Source organism: Gloeocapsa sp. DLM2.Bin57 (assembly GCA_007693955.1).
Lineage (GTDB): Bacteria > Cyanobacteriota > Cyanobacteriia > Cyanobacteriales > Gloeocapsaceae > Gloeocapsa.
The window spans coordinates 1-25,572 of sequence record RECR01000047.1; the positions used below are offsets into that span (position 1 = coordinate 1).

Below are 25,572 nucleotides of genomic sequence, written 5' to 3' on the forward strand. Positions count from 1 at the left end.
TCATCTCACGCTTATTTGAGAAAATAAAGCTTGAGGCTTCTCGCGGTTAAGCTAAATTTTAAGCTGGCGAGGAGTTAGAAGTAAAAAGCTAGAGTTGGCTAAAATAGAAGGTTGGCGTTACCAGATGTAGCTTTGTAAATTTTTGTAACAAACAATTGGTTGAGGTATAATATGGATATTTAATATTGATAACCTAGATGAATAAAACCTGGCGAACTATATTTATGTCTCTGTTGTTGATGACTATGGTAGGGACAACTTATTTGTATAATTTTACTATGCCTATTGTAATGGTTTTGGCGATCGCCTATTTAAGTATTACCGCGTTAGCCATCGCGACGGAATTTTATGAGAAAATAAGTTTACAGGTATTAATAGTGACGACATATTTTAATAGTAGTATCAAAATTGTATTATCTGAGAATGTAGATTCATTATTTCATCTACAATAAGATTATTAAATAAATATGAACCATCTCAACAAGTTCACCGATTAGAGGAAAATAACTATTGTGTATGATAACGTCTGTAAATTTATTGCCGAGAACTTTTCTAGAGACATAGCCACTTGGTTATTAAATGAACCGATCGAATTAACCGTACTTCAACCTACCGAATTACAGGTAGAACCCATTCGGGCTGATAATTTAATCTTACTTCAATCATCTAATCTAATTCTACATATCGAGTTTCAAACCTCACCCTCAACAGATATACCCTTCAGGATGACTGATTATCGACTCAGATTAAATCGTTGTTTCCCTGGAAAAACCGTCTATCAAGTAGTTATTTATCTGAGAAAAAGCAATTCACCTCTAGTGTGGCAAAATAGTTTTGAACTACCAGGATTAAAATATACCTATAACGTAGTCAGACTATGGGAAGTCCCCTCAGAAGAATTACTCAGTCAACCAGGATTGCTACCTTTTGCGGTGTTATCTCAAACCGAAGATAGAGTAGAAACACTAACAGAAGTCGCCAAAAGAGTAGATAGCATTGAAGACGTCAAAGTAAAAAGTAACATAGCAGCTACCGCAGCCATCTTAGCAGGTTTGGTTTTAGATAAAATGGTAATTAAGAAATTGCTACGGGAGGAAATTATGAAAGAATCAGTAATGTATCAAGAAATCAAGTCTGAAGGATTTGCCGAAGGTATCAAAGAAGGGAGACAACAAGGGATACAACAAGGTGTCGAACAGGGTTTACAACAAGAAGCTGTCAATTTAACCCTACGACAATTAACCCGAAAATTCGGCAATTTATCTGCTGAAATTCCTAATCAAATCCAACAACTGAGTTTAGAGAAAATCGAAACCCTCGCTGAAATGTTATTAGACTTCCAGAATATAGAGGATTTAGTAACCTGGTTAGGGAATAATTCTAATTAGGGATTAAGTATTATTATATAATATTGATATTCTCCTTAACATTCATGTCATAAACTGATGAATAAAACCTGGCGAACTATATTTATGTCTCTGTTGTTGATGACTATGGTAGGGACAACTTATCTGTATAATTTTACCATGCCTATTGTAATGGTTTTTGCGATCGCCTATTTAAGTAAGGGTTCAAGGGTAGTTAAAAAGAACACCAGCAATGACAATACCAGAATGTAATCTTGAGGATATCGATTGGCAAAAATTAGCACAAAGATATCTCAGCTATCCCCAGAGAGTTGCTGAAACAGGATTTAGTGGTTATGGTGAGAGATTTAATTATCCTAAGATACCTACATCGATACAGCTAAGAGACTATCAAAGAGAAGCGGTAGCTAATTGGTTACGTCATCGCGGTAGAGGAACTTTAAAAATGGCTACAGGAAGTGGTAAAACTATTACCGCATTAGCCATCGCGACGGAACTTTATGAGAAAATAAGTTTACAGGTATTAATAGTCATTTGTCCTTATTGTCATTTAGTTAACCAGTGGGCTAAAGAATGTGAGAGATTCAATCTCAAACCAATTTTAGCCTTTGAAACTGTCCATAATTGGCAAAGTCGTTTAGCTGGGGAACTATATACTATTATTGGACAACAGCAAGGTTTTTTAACGGTAATTACTACTAACGCTACCTTTATCACGGAAAGTTTTCAATCACAAATCAAATTTTTTCCCGAACGTACTTTAATAGTAGGAGACGAAGTACATAACTTAGGCTCACCTCGTCTCGAAGCTTGTTTACCTTTGAAGATAGGTTTACGCTTGGGGTTGTCAGCTACCCCCGAAAGGTATTATGATCAAGAAGGTACTGATGCGATTCTCCAATATTTTGGCAAAGTTTTACAACCTGAATTTACTTTAGCTGATGCAATTAAAAGAGGAGCGTTAGTACCTTATAATTATTATCCTATTTTTGTAGAATTAACGCCATCAGAAGCGATCGCCTATGCTAAACTAACTCAGAGTATTGGTTGGGTGATGCAAAAAAATAAAAGTATCAACAATAATGAGAGACTAACCTCTTTACTGGTGAAGCGATCGCGTTTAGTCGGTGCAGCTACTAATAAACTACCAGCTTTATACAACTTAATGACAAGACGACTAGATACCACTCATACCTTATTTTACTGCGGTGACGGTTACATAGACCAAGAAGAAAGCAGTTATCAACGTCAACTAGTAGCGGTAACAAAGATGTTAGGGAAAGACTTAGGTTATCGGGTAAATACTTATACAGCGAAAACACCCCTAGACACCAGAGAAAAGTTACAACAACAATTTAACAGTGGGGAATTACAGGGATTAGTAGCGATTCGTTGTCTTGATGAAGGAGTAGATATACCCTCGATTAAACACGCGGTTATTTTAGCAAGTACAAGTAATCCTCGTCAATTTATCCAACGTCGAGGGAGAATTTTACGTCCCCATCCTGATAAAAAAAAGGCTACTCTCTTTGATATGATAGTCCTTCCACCCGAATTAGATCGCGAGATTTGGGAAACAGAGAGAAACCTTTTTCTGAAAGAATTAAAGCGTTTTGTCGAATTTGCTGACTTAGCTGATAATAGTATAGCAGCAAGGCAAAAAATTATTACACTTGCTACTAAATATGGTATTGATTTAGGGAATAGGGAGTAGGGAGAAGGGAGAAGGTGAGTATGATATATAGTAATAATAACACCGTTCCACCTAAAACACCTTTACCCCACTAATCTTTTGGTTTCTGATTCCCCTGCTTTTTTAAGTTGATAAGTTATTCCCCCGATTAAGAGAGTTATTCCTAACCATTGAGTCAAACAAGCGAAAAAGATAGACATACCGATGGTGTGTTGAGTTGCGAGGATTGGTGTGATGGAAAATAACCATAACCAGGGATAGGTAGTCAGGGAAAAACCGAAGACATTAAATATTATTACAGGGAATATAGTTACTCCTAGTAAACTTAGTACAGTTGTTCCCCAAACAGGAAATTTAGGACTTTTCCAGAGTAGAATCAACTGATAAATTACAGCTAACAACAAAATCAGATTAGCGTTGAGTAACCAACCCGAAAAGATAGCTACTCGTGAGGAAGAGTCGAGAAAGAGAAACAAACAGGGAAGGATATACAGAGTCATAATACCTAGGTTAACAGCGATCGCCCCAATTGCTGGACTTTTTTCTCCTAGGAATAAATCTTTGAGGAGATTACCTCTGGTGTTTGCTTCCCGATGACGATAACGTGACCAATCTTTTAATACTTGAGTAGAAGGAGTTAAAATCGCGATCAGAATCAAACAGAAAACCAAATTACTGATTTGTAGATAGGTAAAATGTTCTATTTCCTCACCCCATAACTCATGTTGCAGAGTAAAACCGAGAGTAACGAAAATAAAACTAAAACTTAACCAATAACTTTGGTATTTAGTTAAAACTGTAGAAACAGGATTATTAAACCGGTGTTGAATTCCTTGCCAAGCCCAATAACTCCATAGGGCATAATTAAGTAAGATTAGGCTAACTCCTGTAATAGTTTGACTAAATAGAGGTTTTCCGTACCATTGTAACTCGGCTAAGTTATTTAAATTGAGATATTTGACTGTATCTGGAGGTAAAAAAGTAGTCTTAACTAGATAGTGTAAAACCGTCGCGGGATGGAAGATAACTAACCAATCTCCAATATCTCCCACGGGGTGAAAATATCTATTGACGATAACCATAACAAAGGTTACAGAGAAGAATAACATCAATCCAGCCACTAACCAAGGTTGAAATCCGCCAATTTTAGGCATAATTAAACTAGCAGCGATGGCTAGACTATAAAAACAAAACAACCCAGATAGTAAAACCAGATAATAGGTTAATAGTAAATACCAAGGAATACCAGCTTGTAAACCACTGATCCAATGTAGAGGTAAAGCCACCATAGCCCCAAGATAGATTAAACTAGGAACACCGAGTATTTTACCCAAAAAGATAGTCTTAGCTTGAGTAGGAGTTAAGCGGATAAAATCGAGAGTACCTTTTTTAGCTTCATTAGCTATATCAGCAACGAGTAGATAAGTACCTACTACCATTAAGAAAATCATACCAATGATACTCATAGCGGTAAAAATATCCAACCACCAGAGTTTAGTTATGATAGCCCATTTACCGTGGAAATCTTGAAAGCAATATTCTGTTTGACAATAACGATTCCAACCCTCATTCTTGGGTAAATAGCTTTGATACAATAGATAAATAAATAATTGAGTGACTAGAGATACACCTATGACGATACCCAGATTAACGGTAGTAAATCTCCCCTTAATTTCCCTCAAGAGTTGGGGATTGACTTCCCCAAGTTGATTGATTATATACATCAGCATTGTTCCTTAAGATACTTGTTTATGTCCTAGTTTTAAGAAAATAGTTTCTAAGTCTTCACTAGTACAGTTAAACTGACTAATGGGTAAACCCGCTTGTACCAGGTTGCGTAATAATTCTGCACTATCGCTATTATCTCCTGAGAAATAGACTTTTAAACTACCAGGTTGGGGAAGTACTACGCATTCTTGTACTAAACTATTTTTTTGCAATTCTAGCTTAAGCTGTTCTAAATCTCCAAGAGTAGATAAGATAATCTGTTGACGGGAGAAACGAGAATAAAGTTCCTGTAAACTCGCACTTTCTACTAAATAACCCAATTCCATGATACCCACAGAGGTACATAATTCTGCTAAATCACTTAAGACGTGAGAAGAAATCAAAATAGTCATCCCTGCTTGTTGTAAAATTTTGATAATCTCCCTAAATTGTTGTCTAGCGATAGGATCTAATCCTGAGACGGGTTCATCTAAACAGAGAAAACTCGGTTCATGTATAATAGTTCTAGCTAAACTGAGACGCTGTTTCATCCCCCGAGAGAGAGTAGCGATCGCACTACGACGCTTACTAGTTAATTGTACTAATTCTAAAACTTCCTGAAGACGTCTTCTTCTCTGGGGTTGTCGTAAATGATATAACCTCGCAAAATAATCTAAATAATCCCAAACGTTTAAATCATCGTAAACAGGGAAATCATCGGGAAGATAACCTATTTGTTGTTTGAGATGGGGATTACTTTCATCTCGACGCATTAACTCCCCATTTAAATATATCTCACCCGTAGTCGGTTCTTCTGCGGCTACTAACATTTTAATCAAAGTCGTCTTACCTGCGCCATTAGGACCAATTAAACCATAAACTTCTCCTTTATTAATCTCTAAGTGAACATCATTAACCGCTAAATGTCGCTCAAAACGTTTAGTTAATCCGTAACAAGCGATCGCTAAATCCACCATTAATCAACCCTCCTAGGTTAAAATTAAAGCACTATACATCCTCACCTTAAGTTTATGTTGACACAATATCATTTACCCGTGTCTCTGTGCTTTCTCTCCACTGACTTACCGATTTTAACTACTATAGAAACAGCAGCTACCCTCTATCATAAAGATAAAGCTAAATATCATCTTGTCCTCAAAGCTGATTTATCTCCAGGTGGTAGCGAACAATTAATCTGGTTGGAGTTATCCCCTTATCGCGTTGTTATGACTCTGCAAAGCAATAATCAACTATGTTATCGTCATTTGTGGCAAGAAGGAATTTATGGAACTAGTCGTTATTGGTTAAATCAAGCAAATTCAGGTATTGAAAAATCTATCAATCTACGCAACTATACCCGCAATTTGAGTTTAGATCCTCATCATCTACCGAGAAGTTTAAGGTTAGATTATGAGTTATGGTCACCTCAAGTTTGTTTAGGACACTATATAATACATTTAGACATACTATACAATTGTTAAAGAAGTCAAGATATTTAATCAGATAATGGGAAGCGATACACTAACTTTACTGTCACGTCGAGAAATTGACAAAATGCGCACAGCGGGAAAACTAGCCGCAGAATTGTTGCAACATTTAGGAGAAATGGTTAAACCAGGTATAACCACCCTAGAAATCGACGCGGAAGCAGAAAGATGGACAAAAAAACACGGCGCGATTAGCGCACCCTTGGGTTATCATGGTTTTCCCAAATCCATTTGTACTAGCGTTAATGAAGTCATCTGTCATGGTATTCCTAACGCTAAACAAGTACTCAAGGATGGTGATATCATTAATATAGACGTTACTCCCATTGTGGATGGTTATCATGGAGATACCTCAAAAACTTTTTTTGTAGGTACTCCCTCTCCTATCGCTAAAAAATTAGTAGAAGTCACCGCAGAATGTCTATATAAAGGTATCGCCGAAGTTAAACCTGGTGCGCGTGTCGGTGATATTGGCGCAGCAATCCAAGAATACGCCGAATCTGAAGGTTTCTCTGTGGTCAGAGATTTTGTAGGACATGGAATACATAGAATCTTTCACACAGAACCCCAAATTCCCCATTATGGTACAAGAGGTAAAGGACGTATGCTACGTCCAGGCATGGTTTTTACGATCGAACCCATGATTAATGAAGGTACTTGGGAAGCTAAAATCTTAGCAGACGGTTGGACAGCAATTACTAAAGATCGCAAATTATCCGCACAATTTGAACATACGATCGCTGTAACTAAAGAAGGAGTCGAGATTCTGACTCAGTGATTAGGGAAGAGGGGAGAGGGGGAGAATTCTGAAGAAAGGAAGAAAGGAATTCGGAATAACCCCTAACCCCTAACACTATATATATTGGTGTATAATTTTAAATCCCCGATATATAGTGTTTAAAGCGGAGAGTCAATGGATTATCAACAAGAGTGGTTAGAAAGTGCAGTTAGTGAAAGTATCATTGATCTTAATGTAACTTCTTTAAGTGGGACATTACCTCAAGAATATTTATTCTATTCTGATCAACTACCAAGACGTAACGACGGGAAAGTAAAGAATACCTTATTAAGACGTTACCAACACACTGAAGCGGGGGGTTGGTGGTGTTCGGGAATAGACTTACTTACAGGTAAAGAAGATTTATGGGGATGCTTTAAACCAGATCACCCTCGTTTGATTGAGAATAAAGTTATTAAATACGAACATCCACCTCAAACAAGTACAGGAGTCTTTGCCTTACGTATCCCCTTGACTTTATGGCAACAGATTGCTCAAAAGTACCATATCGATATCTTACCAGAAGCCATTAACAAAAATCAACCCGATTTAGGTTTTTGGCAATGGGTTATAGATCATCCCGAGATACCTATTTGTATCACAGAAGGTGCAAAAAAAGCGGGAGCTTTATTAAGTATAGGTTATGTGGCGATCGCCCTTCCAGGGATTAATAGTGGTTATCGAGTGTCTCACGATGGTGAAGGTAAATCAAGACTAATTCCCCAATTAGAAATTCTAGCTAATAATAGAAACATTTATCTAACATTTGATCAAGATCAAAAACCCAAAACAATTAAAGCAGTAACCACAGCATTAGTAAGATTAGGATATCTTCTCACTCAAACAGGTGGAATAGTAAAAGTGATTACTTGGTCAACAGATTTAGTCAAGGGAGTCGATGATTTTATTAAACTCCAGGGAGAAGATAAGTTTCACCAAGTTTATCAGAATGCACTACCTTGGGAAGTTTGGAAAGCTAAATCATTTAGTCAGTTTACTTATCCAAGTAATCTAGAATTGAATTCTCGTTATCTTCCCCTTCCTTCTCTTCCAGAAACAGCTAAATTAATTGCCATAAAATCACCCAAAGGTACAGGAAAAACCGAATTTTTAGACCAGATAGTCCAAGAAGCTAAACAACAAAAACGCCGAGTTTTAGTCATTGGTCATCGTATAAAATTACTACAATCTCTCTGTCAACGATTTGGTCTAAAATACATTAGTGAAATTGCCAAAGAAACGGACAATCAAGATAGTTATGGGATTTGTATTGATTCTCTTCACCCTAAATCACAAGCTAATTTTGACCCTAATAATTGGGGAAATGCTGTTATCATCATTGATGAAGTAGAACAAGTAATTTGGCATTGTTTAAACTCTAGTACCTGTAAAAATAATAGAGTAGCTATTCTTAAAACCTTGAAGAAATTACTGCAAACTGTCTTAAATACCCAAGGAAAAATCTTGATTGCTGATGCTGACTTAAGCGATATTGCTGTAGATTATCTTCTTAAATTAACAGGTAGAAGCATAGAACCCTTTATTATCTATAATCGTTGGCAAGCTAACTCTCAAGAAGCTTATACTGTCTATAACTATCCCGAAAATAGTCCCAAAAGATTAGTAAGAGATTTAGAACAACATATTAGAGAAGGTGGTAAACCATTCGTTTGTTTGTCAGCCCAAAAATTAACTAGTCCTTGGGGAACACAAACTCTAGAAGCTTATCTAACTAAACAGTTTCCTCACCTAAAAATTCTTCGGATAGACTCAGAATCAGTTATTAACAATCAGGATAACTTAGATAATATCTTAGCTAAATACGATTTAGTCTTAGCTAGTCCCGCTATTGAAACAGGAGTAAGTATTAACCTCCAAGGACATTTTACCTCGGTTTGGGCGATCGCCCAAGGTGTACAAACCCCAGAATCAGTTTGTCAAGCTTTAGCTAGAGTAAGGGAAAATGTACCCAGATATATTTGGGTTGCTGCTTATGGTTTTAATCGCGTTGGCAATGGCTCAACCTCTATTCCATCTTTGCTAAGTTCAGGACATCGTTTAACTCAAGCAAATATTCGTTTATTACAACAATCAGATTTTGAAGCTATAGACGATATCGATACAGGTTTTCAGGGAGAATCTTTACTATGTTGGGCTAAAATGGCTGTGCGGATTAATGCTGCTATGATTAATTATCGCGCTTGTACTCAAGAAATTTTAAGTAATAATGGCTATAAAGTTGTCGAAAAACTAACCGCTACTGCTACTTCTTTTCGAGAACAAAATTCACTTACTGAAGCGATAAACGCTGTCCAACAACAAAATTATGAGTCAGAATGTCAAGCTATTTGTCAAGCCAAAGATTTAGCTTACTGGGAATATCAACAACTTAAACATAAATTAGCTAAAACTAAACCAGAAAAACTGAGTTTTCGCAAATATCAACTACAATTACGCTATGGTGTAACAATAACACCCCAACTAGTAATCCAAGACGATCGCCATTGGTATAAACAACTAAGATTACACTATTTTCTGAGCATTGGTCGTCAATATTTAGCAGATAGAGATGCTATCATCGCTAGTAATCTCCTCAAACAAGGACAAGGATCGCTATTTACTCCTGATTTTAATAATTCCCAATTAGGAGCAATAATTAATACCATGGAGATTTTGAAAATACCTCAAATTCTTAGTCAAGAAGATAGAGAGTTGCAAAACAGCGATCGCGATTTACAAGAGTTAGCCTCCTTAGCACTAACTCACCGTGATCAGATTAAAATAGTCACAGGTATTGGTTTAAGTAAAAAAGCCACACCAATTCAAATTATCAAGCGCTTTCTGACTCAATTGGGTTATGATTTACGTTTTATCAGGGTTTCTAAGCGTCTGCGACTCTATAAACTAGTTACACCCCAAGATAATAGAGAAATGATCTTTCAATATTGGTTAAGTCTTGATCAAGAATATCCAGGAAGTTCAGAATTTTAACGGTTACAATAGCAAAGGAGTGGAATAATTGCTAGGAAATAATCTAAAGCAACAAACCACCCTCGCTATGAAATTCTTTGTTTAGGTTCGTTTGTACTGCATATAAGCGGCTACAAATAAACCAGCTAGAGTAACGGGAATCAATCCTAATACTATTCCTAATACTAATGGTTCAATCACAGACTTTCTCTCCTTTGTTTTGGTGTCAGCATTATAGCAAATCTTCGTAATGCACAGGTCCTAAATATTTGCTGAGATAGGGTGAAAATACCTCATAAATTAAAGTTAGAGGTTTACGTGCGTGCCAAAATAGGTAATGTCTTCCCCAAAAAGGACCAGACTCACCGAAAGCTTGCTCTAGTTCAGGGGAATTACCATAATAGATACCCTGGACGTCTCTATATAACTCGGTATGGAGACGGGAGAGACTCTCCCAAATGGGGAGACTACGATTTTGTAAATATTCATCTACTAAATTCGCATCCCACCAAGAAGCAGCATAAGCTAATCTTTGTCCCGAAGCGGTACGTAACCATACCTGTCTTCTGACTCTAGGTGCGGGAACTGCTTTGATTTGACTTGGTGCTCCATCTTCTTCTAAGCCAATATAAGACATATCAATTACATCTACTTCTGTTGGCTCTCCTGTTAATAAACGTAGGTGTTTAGTGGGAGAGCCATCCCCTAAAATCAGGATTTGCCAAGGTGGAGCTAATTGACTGTGAGGTAACCCTGTGCGGATAACCTCTTCTTTTCCTTGCCAGATTAAATCTAGGGAATGCCATTGTTTTAGTTGAACGCTCAAGGTTTGTTACAAAACTTTATAATTCCTTTAACCTTATCATAAATTAAAAACTCGATGCTGTAAAGAAGGCATTTGAGCTCTCACTTTTTTGAGTCTTTCGGGTTTAATTTCGGCGATCGCTACTCCTGGTTGTTGACCTGCATCGGCGAGAATATTACCCCAGGGATCTATAATCATCGCGTGACCGTGTGTATAGCGTCTTTCGTAGTGGTTACCTGTTTGTGCGGGTGCAATCACATAACAAGTATTTTCGATCGCTCTAGCTTGTAACAAGGTTTGCCAATGGTCTTTACCCGTATAAGCTGTAAAAGCTGCCGGAATAAATAAAATTTCTGCTCCCTCTTTAGCTAGATAACGATATAGTTCAGGGAATCGTACGTCATAACAGATAGAGATACCAATATTACCTAATTCCTCAGAATGATATACTCTAGGTATTGCTGTACCCGCCATCACGGTAGTTGATTCTTGATAGGTGTTCTCATCGGGTATATTCACATCAAAAAGATGTATCTTCTGATAACGAACTAACTCGCTACCATCGGCAGCAACTAATAGAGCTGTATTATAAGCTTTAGTTGGTTCATCAGTAACGGGTGTGGGGTATCCTCCTCCTAGGATAGTCACTTGAAAACGCTGTGCCATGGTTTTGAGAAATTTTTCTGTTGCCGTAGCGATTTCGGCAGCTTGGGCTTGTTTCTCGGTATCTTTGCCTAAAAAGGCGAAGTTTTCGGGTAAACCGATTAATTCTGCACCTTGATGTACAGCTAATTCGATTAAATCCTCAGCTTCTAGCAGATTTTTAGCTAGATCTGGTTTACTCGTCATTTGAATGGCAGCAGCTAGATATGATTTCATCATCAAATAATTAGGGAACGATTAATACAGGACAAGGAGAGAGATTAATTACTCGGTTGGCAACGCTTTCTGATACTCCCTGTTCGGTTAATCCTAGACCTCGACAACCCATGATAATTAAATCTACCTCCATTTCGTCGGCTACATCACATATAGTAAAGGAAGGTACGCCTTCTTTTTCGATTATTTCGGTGTTGATACCTTCTTGTGTGAAGGCTTTTTGGGCTTGTTGTAGTAGTTCTGACACTGCTTCTGGTGAACTCATTACCGTTATATTTTCTTTTGGGGGCTCTCCTTCTTGACTGATTTCTACTACCGAGAGAATCACTAAATCACTATTATAGGTTTTAGCGACATTGACTACGGTTTTAGCAGCTTCTCTAGCTTCTCGACTATCATCAATGGGAAATAATATTTTCTTAAACATTGGTCTCCCTGTTTTTATCTACATTTTCTATTATATCAACTTGAGATTAATACTTAGTTTTTTAGAAAATTTTTACCAATAATTTCCCTAACGCGATAGATAGGACGATTTTGGGATTCGTGATAAGTTCTCATTAATAATTCAGCTAATAAACCGAAACAAAATAGTTGTAATCCTGTTAAGGAAAGAATTGCTACTAATATTAATAAGGGACGATCTCCTATACTTTGTCCTAGAATTAATTTAAGAAAAGTTAGATAACTTCCTAAGACAAAACCTAGTAACATTAAGGTTAATCCTAGAAAACCAAATACGTGCATAGGACGTGTTAAAAAGGTTTTCATAAACCAAATAGTTAATAAATCCATTAAAACCCTAAAAGTTCTGCCTAAACCGTATTTACTTTTGCCGTAACGACGAGAATAATGTCTAACTGGTATTTCGGTGATGTTTGCTCCTTCAATAAAGGCTAAAGCTGGTAAAAATCTGTGTAATTCACCGTATAATTTTAAATCAGCGATTAATTCACAACGATAGGCTTTTAAAGAACAACCGTAGTCGTGGAGTTTTACTCCTGTTACTTTACCGATTAACCAATTAGCGATTTTTGAAGGTAATAAACGGGTTAGTTTATCGTCTTGTCTTTGCTTGCGCCAACCACTGACGAGGTCGTATCCTTCGTTTAGTTTAGCTAATAATAGAGGTATGTCTTGAGGATCGTTTTGTAAATCGGCGTCGAGAGAGATAATAATTTTACCTGTAGCGTAGTAAAAACCCGCAGCCATCGCGGGAGTTTGTCCATAATTGCGTCTTAATAAAATAGAGATTAAATCTTCTCTGTCTTGGGCTAATTTTTGCAAAACTTCGGTTGTACCATCTTTTGAGCCATCATCAATACATATAATTTCATAAGTATGGTCTAGAGGTAAAAAAGTTTCGGCGATCGCCTCGATTAAATGGGGGATACTTTCTACTTCGTTATAAACGGGGACAACCACGGAGATATCAGGAGGGGATTGAGTAGGTATTTCTAAGGAATTAGTAATCACTGTAGATAAATATTTACACTAAACTAAAATTAACTCGATGATAACCAAAGATTTTCTGATTATAAGGGTTATCAGAGACTAAAGAATCTATGGCAATACCATTATGACCTTGAGTTGGACCAGAACTATGTATATAATAACTATCGCCGAGATAGAGAGCAACATGATTAACTTTAGTGTCAGCAAAAAAAATCAGGTCACCAGGGAGTAAATCTGTAGCTAAAATAGGTTGAGTAAATTCTGCTTGTTGAGAGGAATCTCTAGGTAACCAAATACCGACACTAGCAAAAGCGGCTTGAATTAAACCAGAACAATCGTAATTAGGTCCAATTGTACCTCCCCAAAGATAATAGTTAGCCTGTCTTTTAGCTTGATAAGTATAGGCGATAACTTGAGGGATTAAAGATAAAATTTGCGCACGAGAAAAGGCGATCGCTTGATAAGGAATCGACGAGAGGTAGAGATGGGGAAGTTGTGAGATTGGTAACCAAGCTAAATAATTATCTTCTTTTAACAACACTTGTATAGCCTGATTAACCTGTTTATCGGATAATAGAATTAGGTGGCGTCCTCTAGCTGCTTGAGTTGCTAAAAGTTCACAAGCAGGTGAATCATAGAGATCTAAATCTACACCACAGCGATATTCCTGTTCCATTTTTAAACATAATAATGATTAGTTTTTTTAACCAAGACAACCAGTTAGAACAAATAGGATTAACCATACTCGAGAAAACCTGGGCAAAATTTCCTCAATTAGCCCGTAATCAAATTGCTCTGACTTGGATTGTGTACGATCCTCCTATAATTGTCAATACTGGAGGGGCGATTTCTGCTGAGGAGTTTTGGCAACATCAAGTTAGGGGTTTTAGTTATCGTGGGGGTGAACGTATTTATCCTGCTAGTTTGGTAAAATTATTTTATCTGGTAGCGATGCAGGAATGGTTAGAAAATAATATGGTCTTACCTTCTTATGAGTTAAATCGTGCCCTTCGTGATATGATTGTTGACTCTAGTAATGACGCTACGAGTTTAATTGTAGATGTGTTAACAGGGACTACTAGTGGACCTGAGTTACCTTCTGGTCCTTGGGAAACCTGGAAGCATCAGCGTAATTTAATTAATCGTTATTTTCAATCTCTAGGGTGGTCAGAATTAGCGACGGTAAATCTCAATCAGAAAACTTGGTGTGATGGGGCTTATGGTAGAGAGAGGGTGTTTTTAGGGGAATTGATGGAAAATCGTAATATGTTGACCACGGAAGCGGTGGCGCGGTTATTACATAGTATAGTAGGTGGAGTAACGGTAAGTTCAAGGCGATCGCAAGAAATCATGGGTTTACTTCAACGATCTCTCCATCCTCCTGCTACTCCCAACGGTGATGGAGAAAATCAAATTCAGGGATTTTTAGGAGAAGTTTTACCTATAGAAGCACAATTATGGTCTAAAGCGGGATGGACAACTCAAGTGCGTCATGATGCTGCTTATATTGAAATTCCCAACTATTCTCCCTATCTTTTGGTAGTGTTTACCGAAGGTGAGAGTAGTCAAAATCGAGATTTACTGCCTTTTATTTCTCAAGCTGTACTTGAAACCATACCTATAATTGAGAGCAACTAAATTTTATTGTACTATGAACTACCATTATACTATGATCATCCAATGGTCTGATAGCGCTCAATGTTTTATCGTTACTCTCCCGGAATGGGGGAACTTGTGTCATACTTATGGAGAGACTTACGAAGAGGCGATGAAAAACGCTCTAGAAGTTATCGATTTTTTCGTTAAATCAGCCCTAGAAGAGGGTCAACCTCTACCTAGGGCTAAAACTTTTGAACATTGTGTCTATGGTTCTAAATCAGAAGAGTCTGAGTGAGTAGTTCGTTGGATATTTGCTCCTAAACCTCTGAGTTTACCTTCGAGATTATCATATCCTCTGTCTAAATGGTGTAATCCCTGCATAATGGTAGTTCCTTCTGCTGCTAAACCTGCTAAAACTAAAGCCGCAGACGCTCTCAAATCCGTTGCCATTACTGGTGCGCCTGATAATTGGGATACACCTGAAATCAAAGCGTGATTACCTCTGACACGAATATTAGCACCCATACGGTTGAGTTCGGCGACGTGACCGAGACGATTTTCAAACACGGTCTCTGTAATTATACTATTACCTTCTCTAGTACTTAATAATGCCATAAATTGGGCTTGCATATCCGTAGGAAACCCAGGATAGGGCATAGTTTCTATATCTGTAGGTTTTAAAGAACGCGGAATAAAGCGCAAACGTCGGTTATCTTCGCGGATAATTTGTGCTCCCATTTGTCTAAGTTTAGCGTTGACTGCTCTGAGATGTTCGGGAATCACGGGATAGAGACTAAGTTCTGAGTGGGTAATCGCTCCTGCTACTAAAAAAGTACCTGCTTCAATGCGATCGGGGATGATTTCGTATTCTACCGCGTGTAATTTTTTGACCCCTGTAATGGTGATAGTTGGACTACCGGCTCCTTTAATTTGTGCTCCCATGGCGCGACAAAAGTTGGCTAAATCCACTACTTCTGGCTCTTGGGCTGCATTTTCGATGATTGTCTCTCCTTCGGCGAGGGTTGCTGCCATCATTAGGGTTTCTGTTGCACCTACACTAGGATAGTCTAGATAAATTTTTGCTCCCTGGAGTCTGGTTTGATTGCCTTTAAGCTGAGCGTGTACAACTCCATGTTCTATAAAAACTTCTGCACCCATGGCTTTTAAGCCTCTGACGTGTAAATCTACTGGTCTAGCGCCAATAGCACAACCTCCAGGTAAGGGAATACGCGCTATACCTAATCTACTTAACAGTGGTCCAATGATAAAAAAACTCGCTCTTAGTTGTGAGACTATTTCGTAGGGTGCATCGTATCTGTGTAAATCTTGAGTATCTAGTTCTAGACTATTTTCTGTTTTGCTAATTTTAACCCCTAGGGCGATTAAAACTTGACTCAGGCGATCAATATCAACTAAACTCGGAACATTGCTTAAATAACAAGATTCAGAGCACAGCAATGCTCCCGCCATAATCACTAAGGCTGAGTTTTTCGCTCCACTGATTCGGACTTCCCCAGTTAAACTAGTTTTTCCTGATATGTGCAGAACTTTTTCCGGTCCGAAAATCACTGACTTTGATTGTTGATTAAGAGAAGGGCTAATAACTTTGTCCTCCCAAGTTACTGGTTGATTTTTGTTTTGGATTGTACCACTTTTAGGGAGTTTGGAGTGAGGAATTCGGAGGAAACTCTCAAGAAACACTTTCAGTCGTAGAATGGGGAACTAGTTCAAAGCCAAGGGTTTGAGCCTTTTTCTCCAAATATTTAAGAGTACGTTGGCGGTACTGTTGTTCATAAGCATCAACACCTGGATCTTGATAAGAATCACCATTTTTCCAAAGATGGTAAAAGATACGTGCTATTTTGTGTGCAGTAGCGGTAATGGCTTGGGGAGCACCTAAACGAGAGCGGATGCGTCGATAATATGCTCCCAAAGCTGAGTGAGACAGAGATGCAGATTGAGCCGCCAGACGAAAAATCTTGGCGGCACGATAAAGCTTCACCAATACTTTTACCATTAACCCTTGGAACCAGGCTCTTAATCGGGCGCGATCGCACCATTGTCTTCACGGTCTTAACTGTCATGGTACATATTCAATTATACTTTGTTCCCAGCTATTATTGTCCATTCGATATTACTAAGTAAGAGATAGGGGACTGTAGTTCCTGTGGGAAGTGTAGTGAGAAAGAATTTTTTCAATTTTATTGTTTTTGTACTGCAAAACAGAATCTAGCAATTAATTCTGGGTTAGATTGTAAGTCTTGATTAAGTGATGTTAAGAGGTTTTGCAGGAAAGTTTCTAGTTTATAAGTTCTTGTACCTAAATAAGTAGCTGATTGATCGCGATCGCTTTCATTATAACTCCATTCTTCTATCCATTCAGGTAAAATCAATTCAGTAGCGATAATATCTAGGTTAATTACTTCTAGGTGATTAGAGAGATTGGAATCAAGGATTTGAGTGGTGAGTATGATTTGATTAGAGGTAATTTCAGGAGATGGAAAAGCGAGTAATTGAGATTGATTTGGGTTAGTTTGACAGTTAGTTAATTCGGTGGTTGTATCGCTACAATAGGTTATTTGATAGTCTGTGTTAAAGGGAAGAGTATAGGGTAAGGGATAATAAGGTATAGCTTCGTATTGATATTGTTGATTAGCGGATGTTGAGGTTATTTGTAGTAAATCTACTAATTCTTTTTGAGTTATATTTAAGTTAAATCCTTGACTATATATCTCCGATACTCTCGTTAATCCTGGAGCTAATTCTTGATAGTTTTCCGTGATATTAAATTGAGCAATATTGGCAACTAATTGATTATTAATTACTAAAAAATTTTCTGGATTAAATAAATGGTTATTGCGTTTATTTAGTTCCTCAAAATAGTTAATTATTACTTCATTATTTCCTATTAAAACCAAGTAAAAAGGTCTTAAGTTGTCAGGATCTGTTTGAAAATTAAGGAATTCTCCTGTTAATTGATGTCGTAGTAACCCATCAAAAATTAATCCAGAGAAATCGCTACGCACACCTATGATAGCAATGCTTTTACCTTCATTTAAGTAACTTCTAAAAGCATCAATAATGGGAGTATAATCAATATTAGATCTCAATAATTCTGTCACAATAATGATTAATTCTTCTGAATTGGGTTCATGATTATTAAGGGCAACTTCTAATAAAGCATCTTCTTCTTGAGGATCATAAAAATTAGGATTAATAGCAGCTTGTGCGGAAGTTTGTCCCACTAGAGGTTGTATAGTAGTTCCTAAACGATAATATTGTGGTTGCTGATTACTAATAGAAAAGATAACCTGATCTAACAGTTGTAGGGTTTGAATATAACCACTATCTTGGCTATTAACAAAACCCTGCATAGATAGAGTACTATCAAGATAGACAATGGGGGTAACATTCCTGACTGGTATAGACTCTCTTACTTGGGTTAACCTAGGAGGAGGTGGACAATCCCAGGTTACCTCTTGAGAACAAGCTGTTAAAGTTAATAATAAGAAAATATAAAAATATTTGCGCATAAACTATGGTGATAAAAGAAATATTAAGAGGAATTGGGGCTATTGTCAGCGGTTTAATCCTATTTTTACTCCAAAGGTGGCTATTTGCTAACGGGACATTTCAGATAGTAACCTTGTCAAGACAAGAATACACAGATAACTATTTTACACCTGGAGCACTAGTAGTACTTGTGGTATCAGCGATTTGTGCGGTTATTTGGTATGCTATAGCTGCTAAGTGGAGTATCCATTTTTCACCTCTTAAGGAAATGACCACAGCGAGATTAGTTTGGGTAGGATTATCCCTACCCCCAGTGTTAAGCGTTGTAATTATGTCCTTGTGGTTTGGTAATGTTAGTCCTCCGGCTTTTCCCTGGATGTTATTATTTTTAGTAGTTAATATGTTAATTGTTTATTGGTTAACTACGGTTTTAGCGACACCAGAGGAAATGATACCCGCGGTATGGGGGGCTACTTGGTTAAGGTAGAAAGGAGAAAAGATGTCAACCTATGTAATTGCGATCGGTGGAACTGGTGCTAAACTGGTAGAAGCGATAATTCACCTAGCATCTGCTGGTATTTACGCTTTTGATTCCCAGATAGAAAATTTAGAGATCTTGATTGTTGATCCAGATACGGGTAATGGTAACATAGTAGCTGCTTATTCTACCACCTTAACCCATTATCAAAAGTCTCGGGAATTGCTCAAAGGGGGAATCGACGAGAATCTCTCCTGGTGGATGCAATCAGAAGTAAATAAATTTGGTACCGGTTTATTATCTCCTTTTAATAACAACAGTAAAACTCTCAAAGAACAACTACAGATAGGTAACTATAGTCAATATTCCCCTGTACGTCAATTATTTAACGTTTTATATAGCCAAGCTGAACAAGAATTAAACCTAGAAGAAGGTTTCAGGGGAAGACCAGTGATTGGGTCGGCGATTATGGCGCAAATGGTGCAAAAAGACAAAAAACCGACGATTTGGCGGGAATTAGTCGAAAAAATCACCCGAGAGGCTAATTCTGAAGCCTTTCCCCAAGTGTTTCTCTGTGGGTCAATTTTTGGGGGTACAGGGGCCGCGGGTTTTCCAACTTTAGGAAGGTTATTGGCTAATGATTTAGCTCCAGTCTTACATAGGGTAAAATTAGGAGGGTTATTGATGTTGCCCTATTTTAAGTTTAAACCACCTAGTGACGGGGAGATTTATGCACGTCCGGAGGAATTTCTCTTAAAAACAGAGTACGCCCTGCGTTATTATAAGGAAAGAGTAGCAGAGTTAAGGTTTGACCGACTCTATACTTTAGGATTACCTAATTACACTCTGGTTAAGTCAGAGAGTACAGGTGGCAATGATCAGCGTAATCCCCCTCACTTTTTGGAAGTGTTTGGGGGGTTGGCTTTACGAGATTTTATCTTTCAGCCTAAATCCTCACAAACTATTTTTATTGATATTAGTCGTCAAAGTCCACATTTAGTGAGTTGGGAAGATTTACCAACAAGTAGCGATCGCACTGAAGTAAGGGATAAAATCATTAATACTGCGCGTTTTGCTTTTGCTTGGTTATCAACTATTGTCCCAGAAGTTGAACACGCTAAACATAAACCCCGAGAAATAACTTGGGTGAGAAAATTTCTGAATAAACATCAATTGCAAGCAATGCGAGATAAAAATCATCCCGAAAATGCTAAATTAATAACCATTAGTGATTGGTGTCAAGATTATTTGCGTTGGTTATACAACTTACACGAAATTGAAAATAATCACCTACGGTGGTTTAATACTAATGCTTTTGCTGTTGATGGTTATGGTAAGGTAATTCTAGCCAGAGAAGATTTTCCTCATTTAGTTAGTGAAAATGGGGGTATTCCTGTTAATAAAGTTTTACGTAAGTTAAATAAACATCAACTCAATCCTCCTGATCATAGTGAAGTTGCAGCGATCGCCCTTGCTTTATATCGTAGTATTTATCAAAGCTAAAGTCCCAACTTTACTTTTTATTAATCATTACAGTTGCAGTTACCTTCTTCACCTTGTTGGTGTTCGTGTTCACCAGGATCGTCTATGATTAAAGTTCCTGCTAAATAAGAAGCGATCGCCACATCAGGATTAGTTTCGGGTGTAATAACTCCTTCGATACCCATATTTTCTAGACGACGGAGTAAACCTTTACCCATACTTCCCCCAATTAATACTTGAGTATCTTCTAAGGGGTGTGTTTCTTGTGGAGAACTGTAGTGAAAAGCTTGTTGTTTCGGTAATTGCAACAGATCTTTAGAGATAATCGCGTTATTTTCTACGTTATATATCCAAAACTTTTGGCATTTGCCTGTATGTGTAGTGATACTAGTACTATTTTGACTTGCTACAGCGATTTTCATAAGGATAGCCTCCAGGCTGTTAGTGACGGTTACTCAGCAGACAGCCTAGATAAGCTCAATAAAGATTAGGCTACCCACTTTACCTAGTATTATAAGCCATTTTTTCCTAACCTCAAGAAATTTTTTCGGGCTAAAAGGCTTGAATCCACTCTTTAATCTGATATTGAGTCCAAATCCCCTTGAGCCAATATGGGTCATTTTCTATCAATTCTCGGACTTTTTCGGGGTTAGTCGCTTCATAAATAGCGAAAACCTGGGTATTATCTACGGTAGGACCGATAGTAATCAGAATACCTTGTTCTTTCTGTTTAGCTAAACCCTCTAAATGGGCTTGACGGTAGGGGGTACGTTTAGTCAAGGCGTCCTCACAATAGCTACCCCACATAATGTATTTAGTCATGCTTAACTCCTGAGTGTGACTTGAAAATCCTTAACTAGAGTATCTCGTACTTTTTGGTGTACTGGTTCTATATCTGCTTCGGTTAGAGTGCGATCGCTTACTCTATAGACTAAACTAAAAGCTAAGCTTCGTTGTCCTGATGGGACATTTTCTCCCTGATATTGGTCGAATAATTCCACGGTTTCTAACAACTTACCACCTACTTTCATCATTCCTGCGGTTAATTGGGCTACAGTCACTTGATTAGAGACAAAAAAGGCTAAATCTCTGGTGATAGCGGGATAAGTAGAGTAAGGAGTAAACTTAGTTTGTAAGGCTGCTTTTTTACTCAAAACCTCTAACAAGAGGGGAAAACTTAATTCAAAGACGTAAACTTCAGGGGGTAAGTCTTTACTGGTAGCCAATTGGGGGTGGATTTGTCCAAAACAGCCTAATTCTTGACCATCTAACCAAAGACTAGCCGTTCTGCCAGGGTGTAGGTTATGATAAGTATCAGTAGCGCGGTATTCTACTGGAAGATTTAAGGCGGTGAAGACGCTTTCTAATAATCCTTTGGCTTCATACCAAGAAAGACTAGATACTTTTCCACCCTGTAGCCAACTTCCTGTTAAATAGCGATCGCCTCCTAGGATACCTGCTACTTTTTCGGTTTCGGTGATGGTGGTTTCATAGTGAAAGACTCTTCCAATTTCACAAGCGTTAAGTACTCCATTACCTTGAGAAACGTTTCTCCCACAAGCTTCGATCAATCCTGTTAACAAATTAGTTCTTAAGCCTGAGTATTCCTTAAATAAAGGATTATTAATCACTAATTCAGCTTCTGTGGAACTAACCAAAGAATAGTGTACCACTTCGGTTAAGCCAATAGAACGGAATAAACTGCGCAGTTGACGTTTTACCCTTTCTGGAGTGGAAAGATATCCTGGTTGAGTTTTGGTGGGTAATTCTGCGCAAAATTGGTCATAACCATAGAGACGCGCTACCTCTTCGATTAAATCTATTTCTCTTTCTAAATCTCGTTGACGGTAGGGAGGTATAGTAACATCCCAAGATTGATTATCTGCAGCAAATTCTAACCGACAACCCAAAGCTTGTAAAATAGACTCAACCTTGTCTCGGGGTATTGTTCCCTCTTGAACTTTTCCTAGTACTTGTTGTAAACGAGAATAGCGTAGAGTCACTACCCGAGGTTCTGTTACTAAATTTCCTGCTGTAGTTTGACTAACTACCTGACCTCCTGCTAATTCAGTGATTAAGGCGATCGCCCTTTGTAAAGCTAAAGGAAATTCTGCTTGATTGATTCCCCTTTCGTAGCGTGAAGAAGACTCTGTGCGCAGACTTTGACTACGGGCTGAACGTCTAATTACTACTGAATCAAAGATAGCTGATTCTAAAACGATATTAGTTGTGTTATCATCTACCTCGGTGGTTTCTCCCCCCATTACTCCTGCGATCGCCACAGGAACATCATTAGCAGTAATTAGGAGATTTTGGGGTTTCAACTCACGTTTTTGACTATCGAGAGTTTGAATTGTTTCTCCCTGGTAACTAAAACGTACACCCAAATTAAGAGGATTACCCAAACCGAGTAATTTTTCCCGATCAAAAGCGTGTAGGGGTTGACCCCATTCTAAAAGGATATAATTAGTCGCATCTACCACATTATTAATTGCGCGAATACCCGCATTTTGGAGTCTTGATTTTAACCAATCGGGAGAATCAGTAATTTTCACTCCTTCGATGACTGTTCCCACATAAATAGGACAAGCATGACTATCAGTAATATTAATTGCTAAATCCGCGGGTATTGATCCTGAGAGAGACTCTACTGGAGGTAAAGTTATCTGAGTTCCCGTTAAAGCGGCTACTTCTCGCGCTACGCCTACCATACTCAAAGCATCAGCGCGATTAGCTGTGGTAGTCAAATCTAGGATCACATCATCTAAACCCAACAAAGGACGTACATCCATACCAGTTTCGAGGGTAGAATCATTAAAAATATGAATACCTTCAGAATCTTTAGTCAAACCCAATTCAGCGAGAGAGCAGATCATCCCTTGAGAGGGAACACCTCGTAACTTAACTGGTTTTAACTTTAAATCAACTGCGGGTAAATAACTCCCTAGAGTAGCTACCGCTACCAAAACATCAGACCTAACATTAGGCGCACCACAAACGATATTAGAGAGATTTTCCTCCCCTATATCCACCTGACAAACCCTTAATTTATCAGCATTAGGGTGAGGTTGACAATCAACCACCTTTCCTATTACCACCCCATCAGCTAATTCCCGTAAATCGATAATCTCCTCAACTTCAAAACCAGCTATAGTCAGAATTTCTCCTAATTCTTCAGCCGAGAGAGTAATTTTAACTAATTCATTTAGCCACTTGAGTGATACTTTCATTTATAAAACAACACAAATTTAAAGTCATAATCAAAACTAATTATCCTATTTTCTGATCTTTAAAGCAAATTTGAAGTTGACACTGTAGTGTATAATAAAAAAAACACGCTGCATTGCTGTTATGGAAGATAAATACAAAATCGGTGAACTACGTCCTAGTCAAATACTATTTACCTATGGTATCGGTGCAATAGCAGATTTACTCAATCTTTCGGTTATAGTGCTAGGTCTTGATGAGTGGAACTCGGTTTACATGAAAGAAATCAAAGAAAATCGACTGTTAGCCAAAGTTTGTCAAGAATTAAATCAACCCATCAAAAAATTATCATCCCCTCCTCAAAATGATGATGATCCAGAAGGAAAAATCGGTATTCCCGTAGCGCCATTTCCGAGTTGGATGGTATGTCCAAAATGCCGTTTACTCGCACCTTTGGAGTCACAACTATTTCAAATCAAAGTAGATCGTTATCGTACTGAACAAACTCGTTACGTCCACCAAAACTGTAGTAAAAGCCAAAAAAAACCACCTACGGTTATACCTGTACGTTTTCTCGTCGCTTGTGAGAAAGGACATCTCGATGAGTTTCCTTGGTCATATTTTGTCCACCGTGGTAATAATAACTGTTCAGGAACATTGCGTCTAGAAGAATACGGTGTTTCTGGTTCAACAACGGATATCATGGTCAAATGTGATCAATGTCAAGAAGGTCGTTTATTATCGGAAGCTTTTGGGGAATCGGGAAAGAGATCCTTACCTCGTTGTCGAGGTCGTCATCCCCATTTAAGACATTTTGACGAATCCTGTGACCAACAAATGCGGGCTATGTTACTAGGCGCTTCTAATAGTTGGTTTTCTGTGACTTTATCTGCTTTATCTCTTCCTGAAGGTAATGGAGAAATTGAAGAGTTAGTCAATAAGAATTGGTCAAAACTACAAAAAGCCACTACTCCTGAACTTTTAGAAATGATTTTAGAGATAGCAGATATACACGCGTTAAAAACCTATCCCCTAGAAGACGTCTATCAAGTTATCCAAGCTAAATTTAACCAAGAGAAAATACCAGAGATCAAAGACTTAAAAACTCCAGAATGGGAAGCTTTTTCCTCTGCTGATATTTCCAACAATACTAGTGAGTTTCAATTGCGTCCAGTAGATCCCCCTACAGGTTTTATTGATTATTTTGAGAAAACGGTTTTAGTAGAAAAACTCAAAGAAGTAAGAGCATTAATTGGGTTTACTCGTCTGATATCTCCTGGAGACTTTGTCGATATTCAGGAAAAAATTGATTTAGCCCCCCTTAGTCGTAAACCCCTAGAATATGTTCCCGCTACTGAGATTAGGGGTGAGGGAATATTTCTAGAATTGGCTAAAAATAAACTCAAACAGTGGGAAGAGGTAGTTAAAGGAAAGGAATCGAAGGTTAGAGAAGCTCAAAAAGATTGGTTAAATAGTCGTGGTATTGACCCTGAAAAAGTTCCTTTCCCTGGTATGCGTTATTTGTTAATTCATTCTTTAGCCCATGCTTTGATGCGTCAGTTGGCGATCGCCTGTGGTTACAATGCTGCTAGTTTACGAGAACGTATTTATTCAGCATTACCTAAAAGTGAAAATGGTTCTCAAGCAGGATTGTTAATTTATACCGCTACACCTGATAGTGAAGGGACTCTCGGAGGTTTAGTCAATTTAGGTGAACCTGATACACTTGGTTATCATCTGCGATCTGCTTTAGAAGCAATGAAACTTTGCGCTTCTGATCCTCTTTGTGCTGAACATACACCGAGTTCTGCTAATCTATCACTTCACTGGGCTGCTTGTCACGCTTGTTTATTTTCTCCTGAAACTTCCTGTGAACGTGGTAACAAGTTTTTAGATCGTAGTCTTCTTGTTCCTACTGTTTCTAATTCTGATTTAGCCTTTTTTGTCTAAAAATTATGATTCTGATTATCAGAAGGTGTTTCTGGAGTTTTTGACTCCTGACTAGCAGTAATAGTATCAGAAGATGTTTCTGGAGTTTCTGTTTGCTTAACTGATTGGGGAGATTCTACTACAGTTACGGTATCTGCAAGTGTTTCTGGAGTTTCTGACTCCTGACTAGCAGTAATAGTATCAGAAGATGTTTCTGGAGTTT

The 25,572-nt window shown here is 37.9% G+C and carries 25 protein-coding genes and 1 pseudogene; 11 read left to right on the forward strand and 15 right to left on the reverse strand.

The window, feature by feature from the left end; all coding sequences use genetic code 11:
• Nucleotides 1-197: 197 nt before the first annotated feature.
• The 3 genes from EA365_03960 (at nt 198) to EA365_03970 (ending at nt 3,081) form a co-directional block, all read left to right on the forward strand.
• Nucleotides 198-452, forward strand: coding sequence for a hypothetical protein (locus tag EA365_03960; GenBank protein ID TVQ47150.1), 255 nt, complete (start codon nt 198-200; stop codon nt 450-452).
• Between the two features lie 60 nt (nt 453-512).
• Nucleotides 513-1,388, forward strand: a complete 876-nt coding sequence (locus EA365_03965; protein TVQ47151.1) for an Rpn family recombination-promoting nuclease/putative transposase — start codon at nt 513-515, stop codon at nt 1,386-1,388.
• 211 nt (nt 1,389-1,599) lie between these two features.
• The gene (locus EA365_03970; protein TVQ47152.1) at nt 1,600-3,081 is read left to right on the forward strand and encodes a DNA phosphorothioation system restriction enzyme; all 1,482 of its coding nucleotides are present in this window, start codon (nt 1,600-1,602) and stop codon (nt 3,079-3,081) included.
• A 62-nt stretch (nt 3,082-3,143) separates the two neighbouring features.
• Here the strand turns inward: EA365_03970 and EA365_03975 are convergent, their stop codons facing one another.
• Entirely contained in the window at nt 3,144-4,784 is a 1,641-nt protein-coding gene (locus EA365_03975) for a hypothetical protein (protein TVQ47153.1), read from the reverse strand.
• 12 nt (nt 4,785-4,796) lie between these two features.
• Nucleotides 4,797-5,744 carry an ABC transporter ATP-binding protein gene (locus EA365_03980; protein ID TVQ47154.1) on the reverse strand — a complete coding sequence of 316 codons (948 nt, stop codon included), beginning with the start codon at nt 5,742-5,744 and terminating at the stop codon, nt 4,797-4,799.
• 54 nt (nt 5,745-5,798) lie between these two features.
• On the opposite strand from EA365_03980, the gene EA365_03985 reads away from it, so the two are divergent.
• From EA365_03985 to EA365_03995, 3 genes are all read left to right on the forward strand, one after another.
• Nucleotides 5,799-6,248: a hypothetical protein gene (locus EA365_03985; GenBank protein TVQ47155.1), complete on the forward strand. Its 450-nt coding sequence runs from the start codon at nt 5,799-5,801 to the stop codon at nt 6,246-6,248.
• Nucleotides 6,249-6,273: 25 nt separating this feature from the next.
• On the forward strand, nt 6,274-7,032 hold the full coding sequence (gene map, locus EA365_03990) for a type I methionyl aminopeptidase (GenBank protein ID TVQ47156.1): 759 nt from the start codon (nt 6,274-6,276) through the stop codon (nt 7,030-7,032).
• Nucleotides 7,033-7,167: 135 nt separating this feature from the next.
• Nucleotides 7,168-10,023 carry a DUF3854 domain-containing protein gene (locus tag EA365_03995; protein ID TVQ47157.1) on the forward strand — a complete coding sequence of 952 codons (2,856 nt, stop codon included), beginning with the start codon at nt 7,168-7,170 and terminating at the stop codon, nt 10,021-10,023.
• A gap of 81 nt (nt 10,024-10,104) precedes the next feature.
• On the opposite strand, the gene petG is transcribed toward EA365_03995, so the two are convergent.
• From petG to EA365_04025, 6 genes are read right to left on the reverse strand one after another with little or no spacing between them, the layout of a single operon-like run.
• Nucleotides 10,105-10,203 (reverse strand): cytochrome b6-f complex subunit PetG, encoded by a 99-nt coding sequence (gene petG / locus EA365_04000; GenBank protein TVQ47158.1) that lies wholly within the window; start codon nt 10,201-10,203, stop codon nt 10,105-10,107.
• 31 nt (nt 10,204-10,234) lie between these two features.
• Complete coding sequence (locus tag EA365_04005) at nt 10,235-10,828, reverse strand: DUF98 domain-containing protein (protein TVQ47159.1); 594 nt, start codon at nt 10,826-10,828, stop codon at nt 10,235-10,237.
• A gap of 36 nt (nt 10,829-10,864) precedes the next feature.
• The gene (locus tag EA365_04010) at nt 10,865-11,686 is read right to left on the reverse strand and encodes a carbon-nitrogen hydrolase family protein (GenBank protein ID TVQ47160.1); all 822 of its coding nucleotides are present in this window, start codon (nt 11,684-11,686) and stop codon (nt 10,865-10,867) included.
• A 10-nt stretch (nt 11,687-11,696) separates the two neighbouring features.
• Complete coding sequence (locus EA365_04015) at nt 11,697-12,113, reverse strand: universal stress protein (GenBank protein TVQ47161.1); 417 nt, start codon at nt 12,111-12,113, stop codon at nt 11,697-11,699.
• 53 nt (nt 12,114-12,166) lie between these two features.
• The gene (locus EA365_04020; GenBank protein ID TVQ47162.1) at nt 12,167-13,162 is read right to left on the reverse strand and encodes a glycosyltransferase; all 996 of its coding nucleotides are present in this window, start codon (nt 13,160-13,162) and stop codon (nt 12,167-12,169) included.
• Between the two features lie 13 nt (nt 13,163-13,175).
• A complete protein-coding gene (locus EA365_04025) occupies nt 13,176-13,817 on the reverse strand; it encodes an NlpC/P60 family protein (GenBank protein TVQ47163.1) in 642 nt (213 codons plus the stop codon).
• Between the two features lie 17 nt (nt 13,818-13,834).
• On the opposite strand from EA365_04025, the gene EA365_04030 reads away from it, so the two are divergent.
• Nucleotides 13,835-14,779 carry a serine hydrolase gene (locus EA365_04030; GenBank protein ID TVQ47173.1) on the forward strand — a complete coding sequence of 315 codons (945 nt, stop codon included), beginning with the start codon at nt 13,835-13,837 and terminating at the stop codon, nt 14,777-14,779.
• A gap of 13 nt (nt 14,780-14,792) precedes the next feature.
• A complete protein-coding gene (locus EA365_04035; protein ID TVQ47164.1) occupies nt 14,793-15,035 on the forward strand; it encodes a type II toxin-antitoxin system HicB family antitoxin in 243 nt (80 codons plus the stop codon).
• On the opposite strand, the gene murA is transcribed toward EA365_04035, so the two are convergent.
• The 3 genes and pseudogenes from murA to EA365_04050 all read right to left on the reverse strand — a co-directional run bounded on the left by murA (nt 15,005) and on the right by EA365_04050 (nt 18,273).
• Nucleotides 15,005-16,309 (reverse strand): UDP-N-acetylglucosamine 1-carboxyvinyltransferase, encoded by a 1,305-nt coding sequence (gene murA, locus EA365_04040; GenBank protein TVQ47174.1) that lies wholly within the window; start codon nt 16,307-16,309, stop codon nt 15,005-15,007. The genes EA365_04035 and murA overlap by 31 nt on opposite strands.
• A gap of 121 nt (nt 16,310-16,430) precedes the next feature.
• A pseudogene (locus EA365_04045) lies at nt 16,431-16,730 on the reverse strand (IS110 family transposase).
• Nucleotides 16,731-16,941: 211 nt separating this feature from the next.
• Nucleotides 16,942-18,273 (reverse strand): hypothetical protein, encoded by a 1,332-nt coding sequence (locus EA365_04050; GenBank protein TVQ47165.1) that lies wholly within the window; start codon nt 18,271-18,273, stop codon nt 16,942-16,944.
• Nucleotides 18,274-18,278: 5 nt separating this feature from the next.
• Here EA365_04050 and EA365_04055 point away from each other — a divergent pair, with 5 nt between their 5' ends.
• Nucleotides 18,279-18,740, forward strand: a complete 462-nt coding sequence (locus EA365_04055; GenBank protein TVQ47166.1) for a hypothetical protein — start codon at nt 18,279-18,281, stop codon at nt 18,738-18,740.
• 12 nt (nt 18,741-18,752) lie between these two features.
• A complete protein-coding gene (locus tag EA365_04060) occupies nt 18,753-20,234 on the forward strand; it encodes a hypothetical protein (protein TVQ47167.1) in 1,482 nt (493 codons plus the stop codon).
• 20 nt (nt 20,235-20,254) lie between these two features.
• Here EA365_04060 and EA365_04065 read toward each other — a convergent pair whose 3' ends face one another.
• From EA365_04065 to EA365_04075, 3 genes are all read right to left on the reverse strand, one after another.
• Nucleotides 20,255-20,635 carry a nitrogen fixation protein gene (locus EA365_04065; GenBank protein TVQ47168.1) on the reverse strand — a complete coding sequence of 127 codons (381 nt, stop codon included), beginning with the start codon at nt 20,633-20,635 and terminating at the stop codon, nt 20,255-20,257.
• Nucleotides 20,636-20,765: 130 nt separating this feature from the next.
• Nucleotides 20,766-21,035 carry a hypothetical protein gene (locus EA365_04070; protein TVQ47169.1) on the reverse strand — a complete coding sequence of 90 codons (270 nt, stop codon included), beginning with the start codon at nt 21,033-21,035 and terminating at the stop codon, nt 20,766-20,768.
• Between the two features lie 2 nt (nt 21,036-21,037).
• Nucleotides 21,038-23,443 (reverse strand): phenylalanine--tRNA ligase subunit beta, encoded by a 2,406-nt coding sequence (locus EA365_04075; GenBank protein ID TVQ47170.1) that lies wholly within the window; start codon nt 23,441-23,443, stop codon nt 21,038-21,040.
• A gap of 121 nt (nt 23,444-23,564) precedes the next feature.
• Here EA365_04075 and EA365_04080 point away from each other — a divergent pair, with 121 nt between their 5' ends.
• Complete coding sequence (locus EA365_04080) at nt 23,565-25,370, forward strand: DUF1998 domain-containing protein (GenBank protein ID TVQ47171.1); 1,806 nt, start codon at nt 23,565-23,567, stop codon at nt 25,368-25,370.
• Here EA365_04080 and EA365_04085 read toward each other — a convergent pair.
• The coding region (locus EA365_04085; GenBank protein TVQ47172.1) for a hypothetical protein at nt 25,367-25,572 on the reverse strand (206 nt) is incomplete at its 5' end. The two genes, EA365_04080 and EA365_04085, sit on opposite strands and share 4 nt — an antisense overlap.

What these genes read in the sequence shown, in the direction of transcription:
- EA365_03960 (TVQ47150.1), top strand. Translation starts at nt 198, where the DNA reads ATGAATAAAACCTGGCGAACTATATTTATGTCTCTGTTGTTGATGACT.
- EA365_03970 (TVQ47152.1), top strand. Translation starts at nt 1,600, where the DNA reads ATGACAATACCAGAATGTAATCTTGAGGATATCGATTGGCAAAAATTA.
- EA365_03975 (TVQ47153.1), bottom strand. Translation starts at nt 4,784, where the DNA reads ATGTATATAATCAATCAACTTGGGGAAGTCAATCCCCAACTCTTGAGG.
- EA365_03980 (TVQ47154.1), bottom strand. Translation starts at nt 5,744, where the DNA reads ATGGTGGATTTAGCGATCGCTTGTTACGGATTAACTAAACGTTTTGAG.
- EA365_03985 (TVQ47155.1), top strand. Translation starts at nt 5,799, where the DNA reads ATGTTGACACAATATCATTTACCCGTGTCTCTGTGCTTTCTCTCCACT.
- map (TVQ47156.1), top strand. Translation starts at nt 6,274, where the DNA reads ATGGGAAGCGATACACTAACTTTACTGTCACGTCGAGAAATTGACAAA.
- EA365_03995 (TVQ47157.1), top strand. Translation starts at nt 7,168, where the DNA reads ATGGATTATCAACAAGAGTGGTTAGAAAGTGCAGTTAGTGAAAGTATC.
- EA365_04010 (TVQ47160.1), bottom strand. Translation starts at nt 11,686, where the DNA reads ATGAAATCATATCTAGCTGCTGCCATTCAAATGACGAGTAAACCAGAT.
- EA365_04015 (TVQ47161.1), bottom strand. Translation starts at nt 12,113, where the DNA reads ATGTTTAAGAAAATATTATTTCCCATTGATGATAGTCGAGAAGCTAGA.
- EA365_04025 (TVQ47163.1), bottom strand. Translation starts at nt 13,817, where the DNA reads ATGGAACAGGAATATCGCTGTGGTGTAGATTTAGATCTCTATGATTCA.
- EA365_04035 (TVQ47164.1), top strand. Translation starts at nt 14,793, where the DNA reads ATGAACTACCATTATACTATGATCATCCAATGGTCTGATAGCGCTCAA.
- EA365_04050 (TVQ47165.1), bottom strand. Translation starts at nt 18,273, where the DNA reads ATGCGCAAATATTTTTATATTTTCTTATTATTAACTTTAACAGCTTGT.
- EA365_04055 (TVQ47166.1), top strand. Translation starts at nt 18,279, where the DNA reads ATGGTGATAAAAGAAATATTAAGAGGAATTGGGGCTATTGTCAGCGGT.
- EA365_04060 (TVQ47167.1), top strand. Translation starts at nt 18,753, where the DNA reads ATGTCAACCTATGTAATTGCGATCGGTGGAACTGGTGCTAAACTGGTA.
- EA365_04065 (TVQ47168.1), bottom strand. Translation starts at nt 20,635, where the DNA reads ATGAAAATCGCTGTAGCAAGTCAAAATAGTACTAGTATCACTACACAT.
- EA365_04070 (TVQ47169.1), bottom strand. Translation starts at nt 21,035, where the DNA reads ATGACTAAATACATTATGTGGGGTAGCTATTGTGAGGACGCCTTGACT.
- EA365_04075 (TVQ47170.1), bottom strand. Translation starts at nt 23,443, where the DNA reads ATGAAAGTATCACTCAAGTGGCTAAATGAATTAGTTAAAATTACTCTC.
- EA365_04080 (TVQ47171.1), top strand. Translation starts at nt 23,565, where the DNA reads ATGGAAGATAAATACAAAATCGGTGAACTACGTCCTAGTCAAATACTA.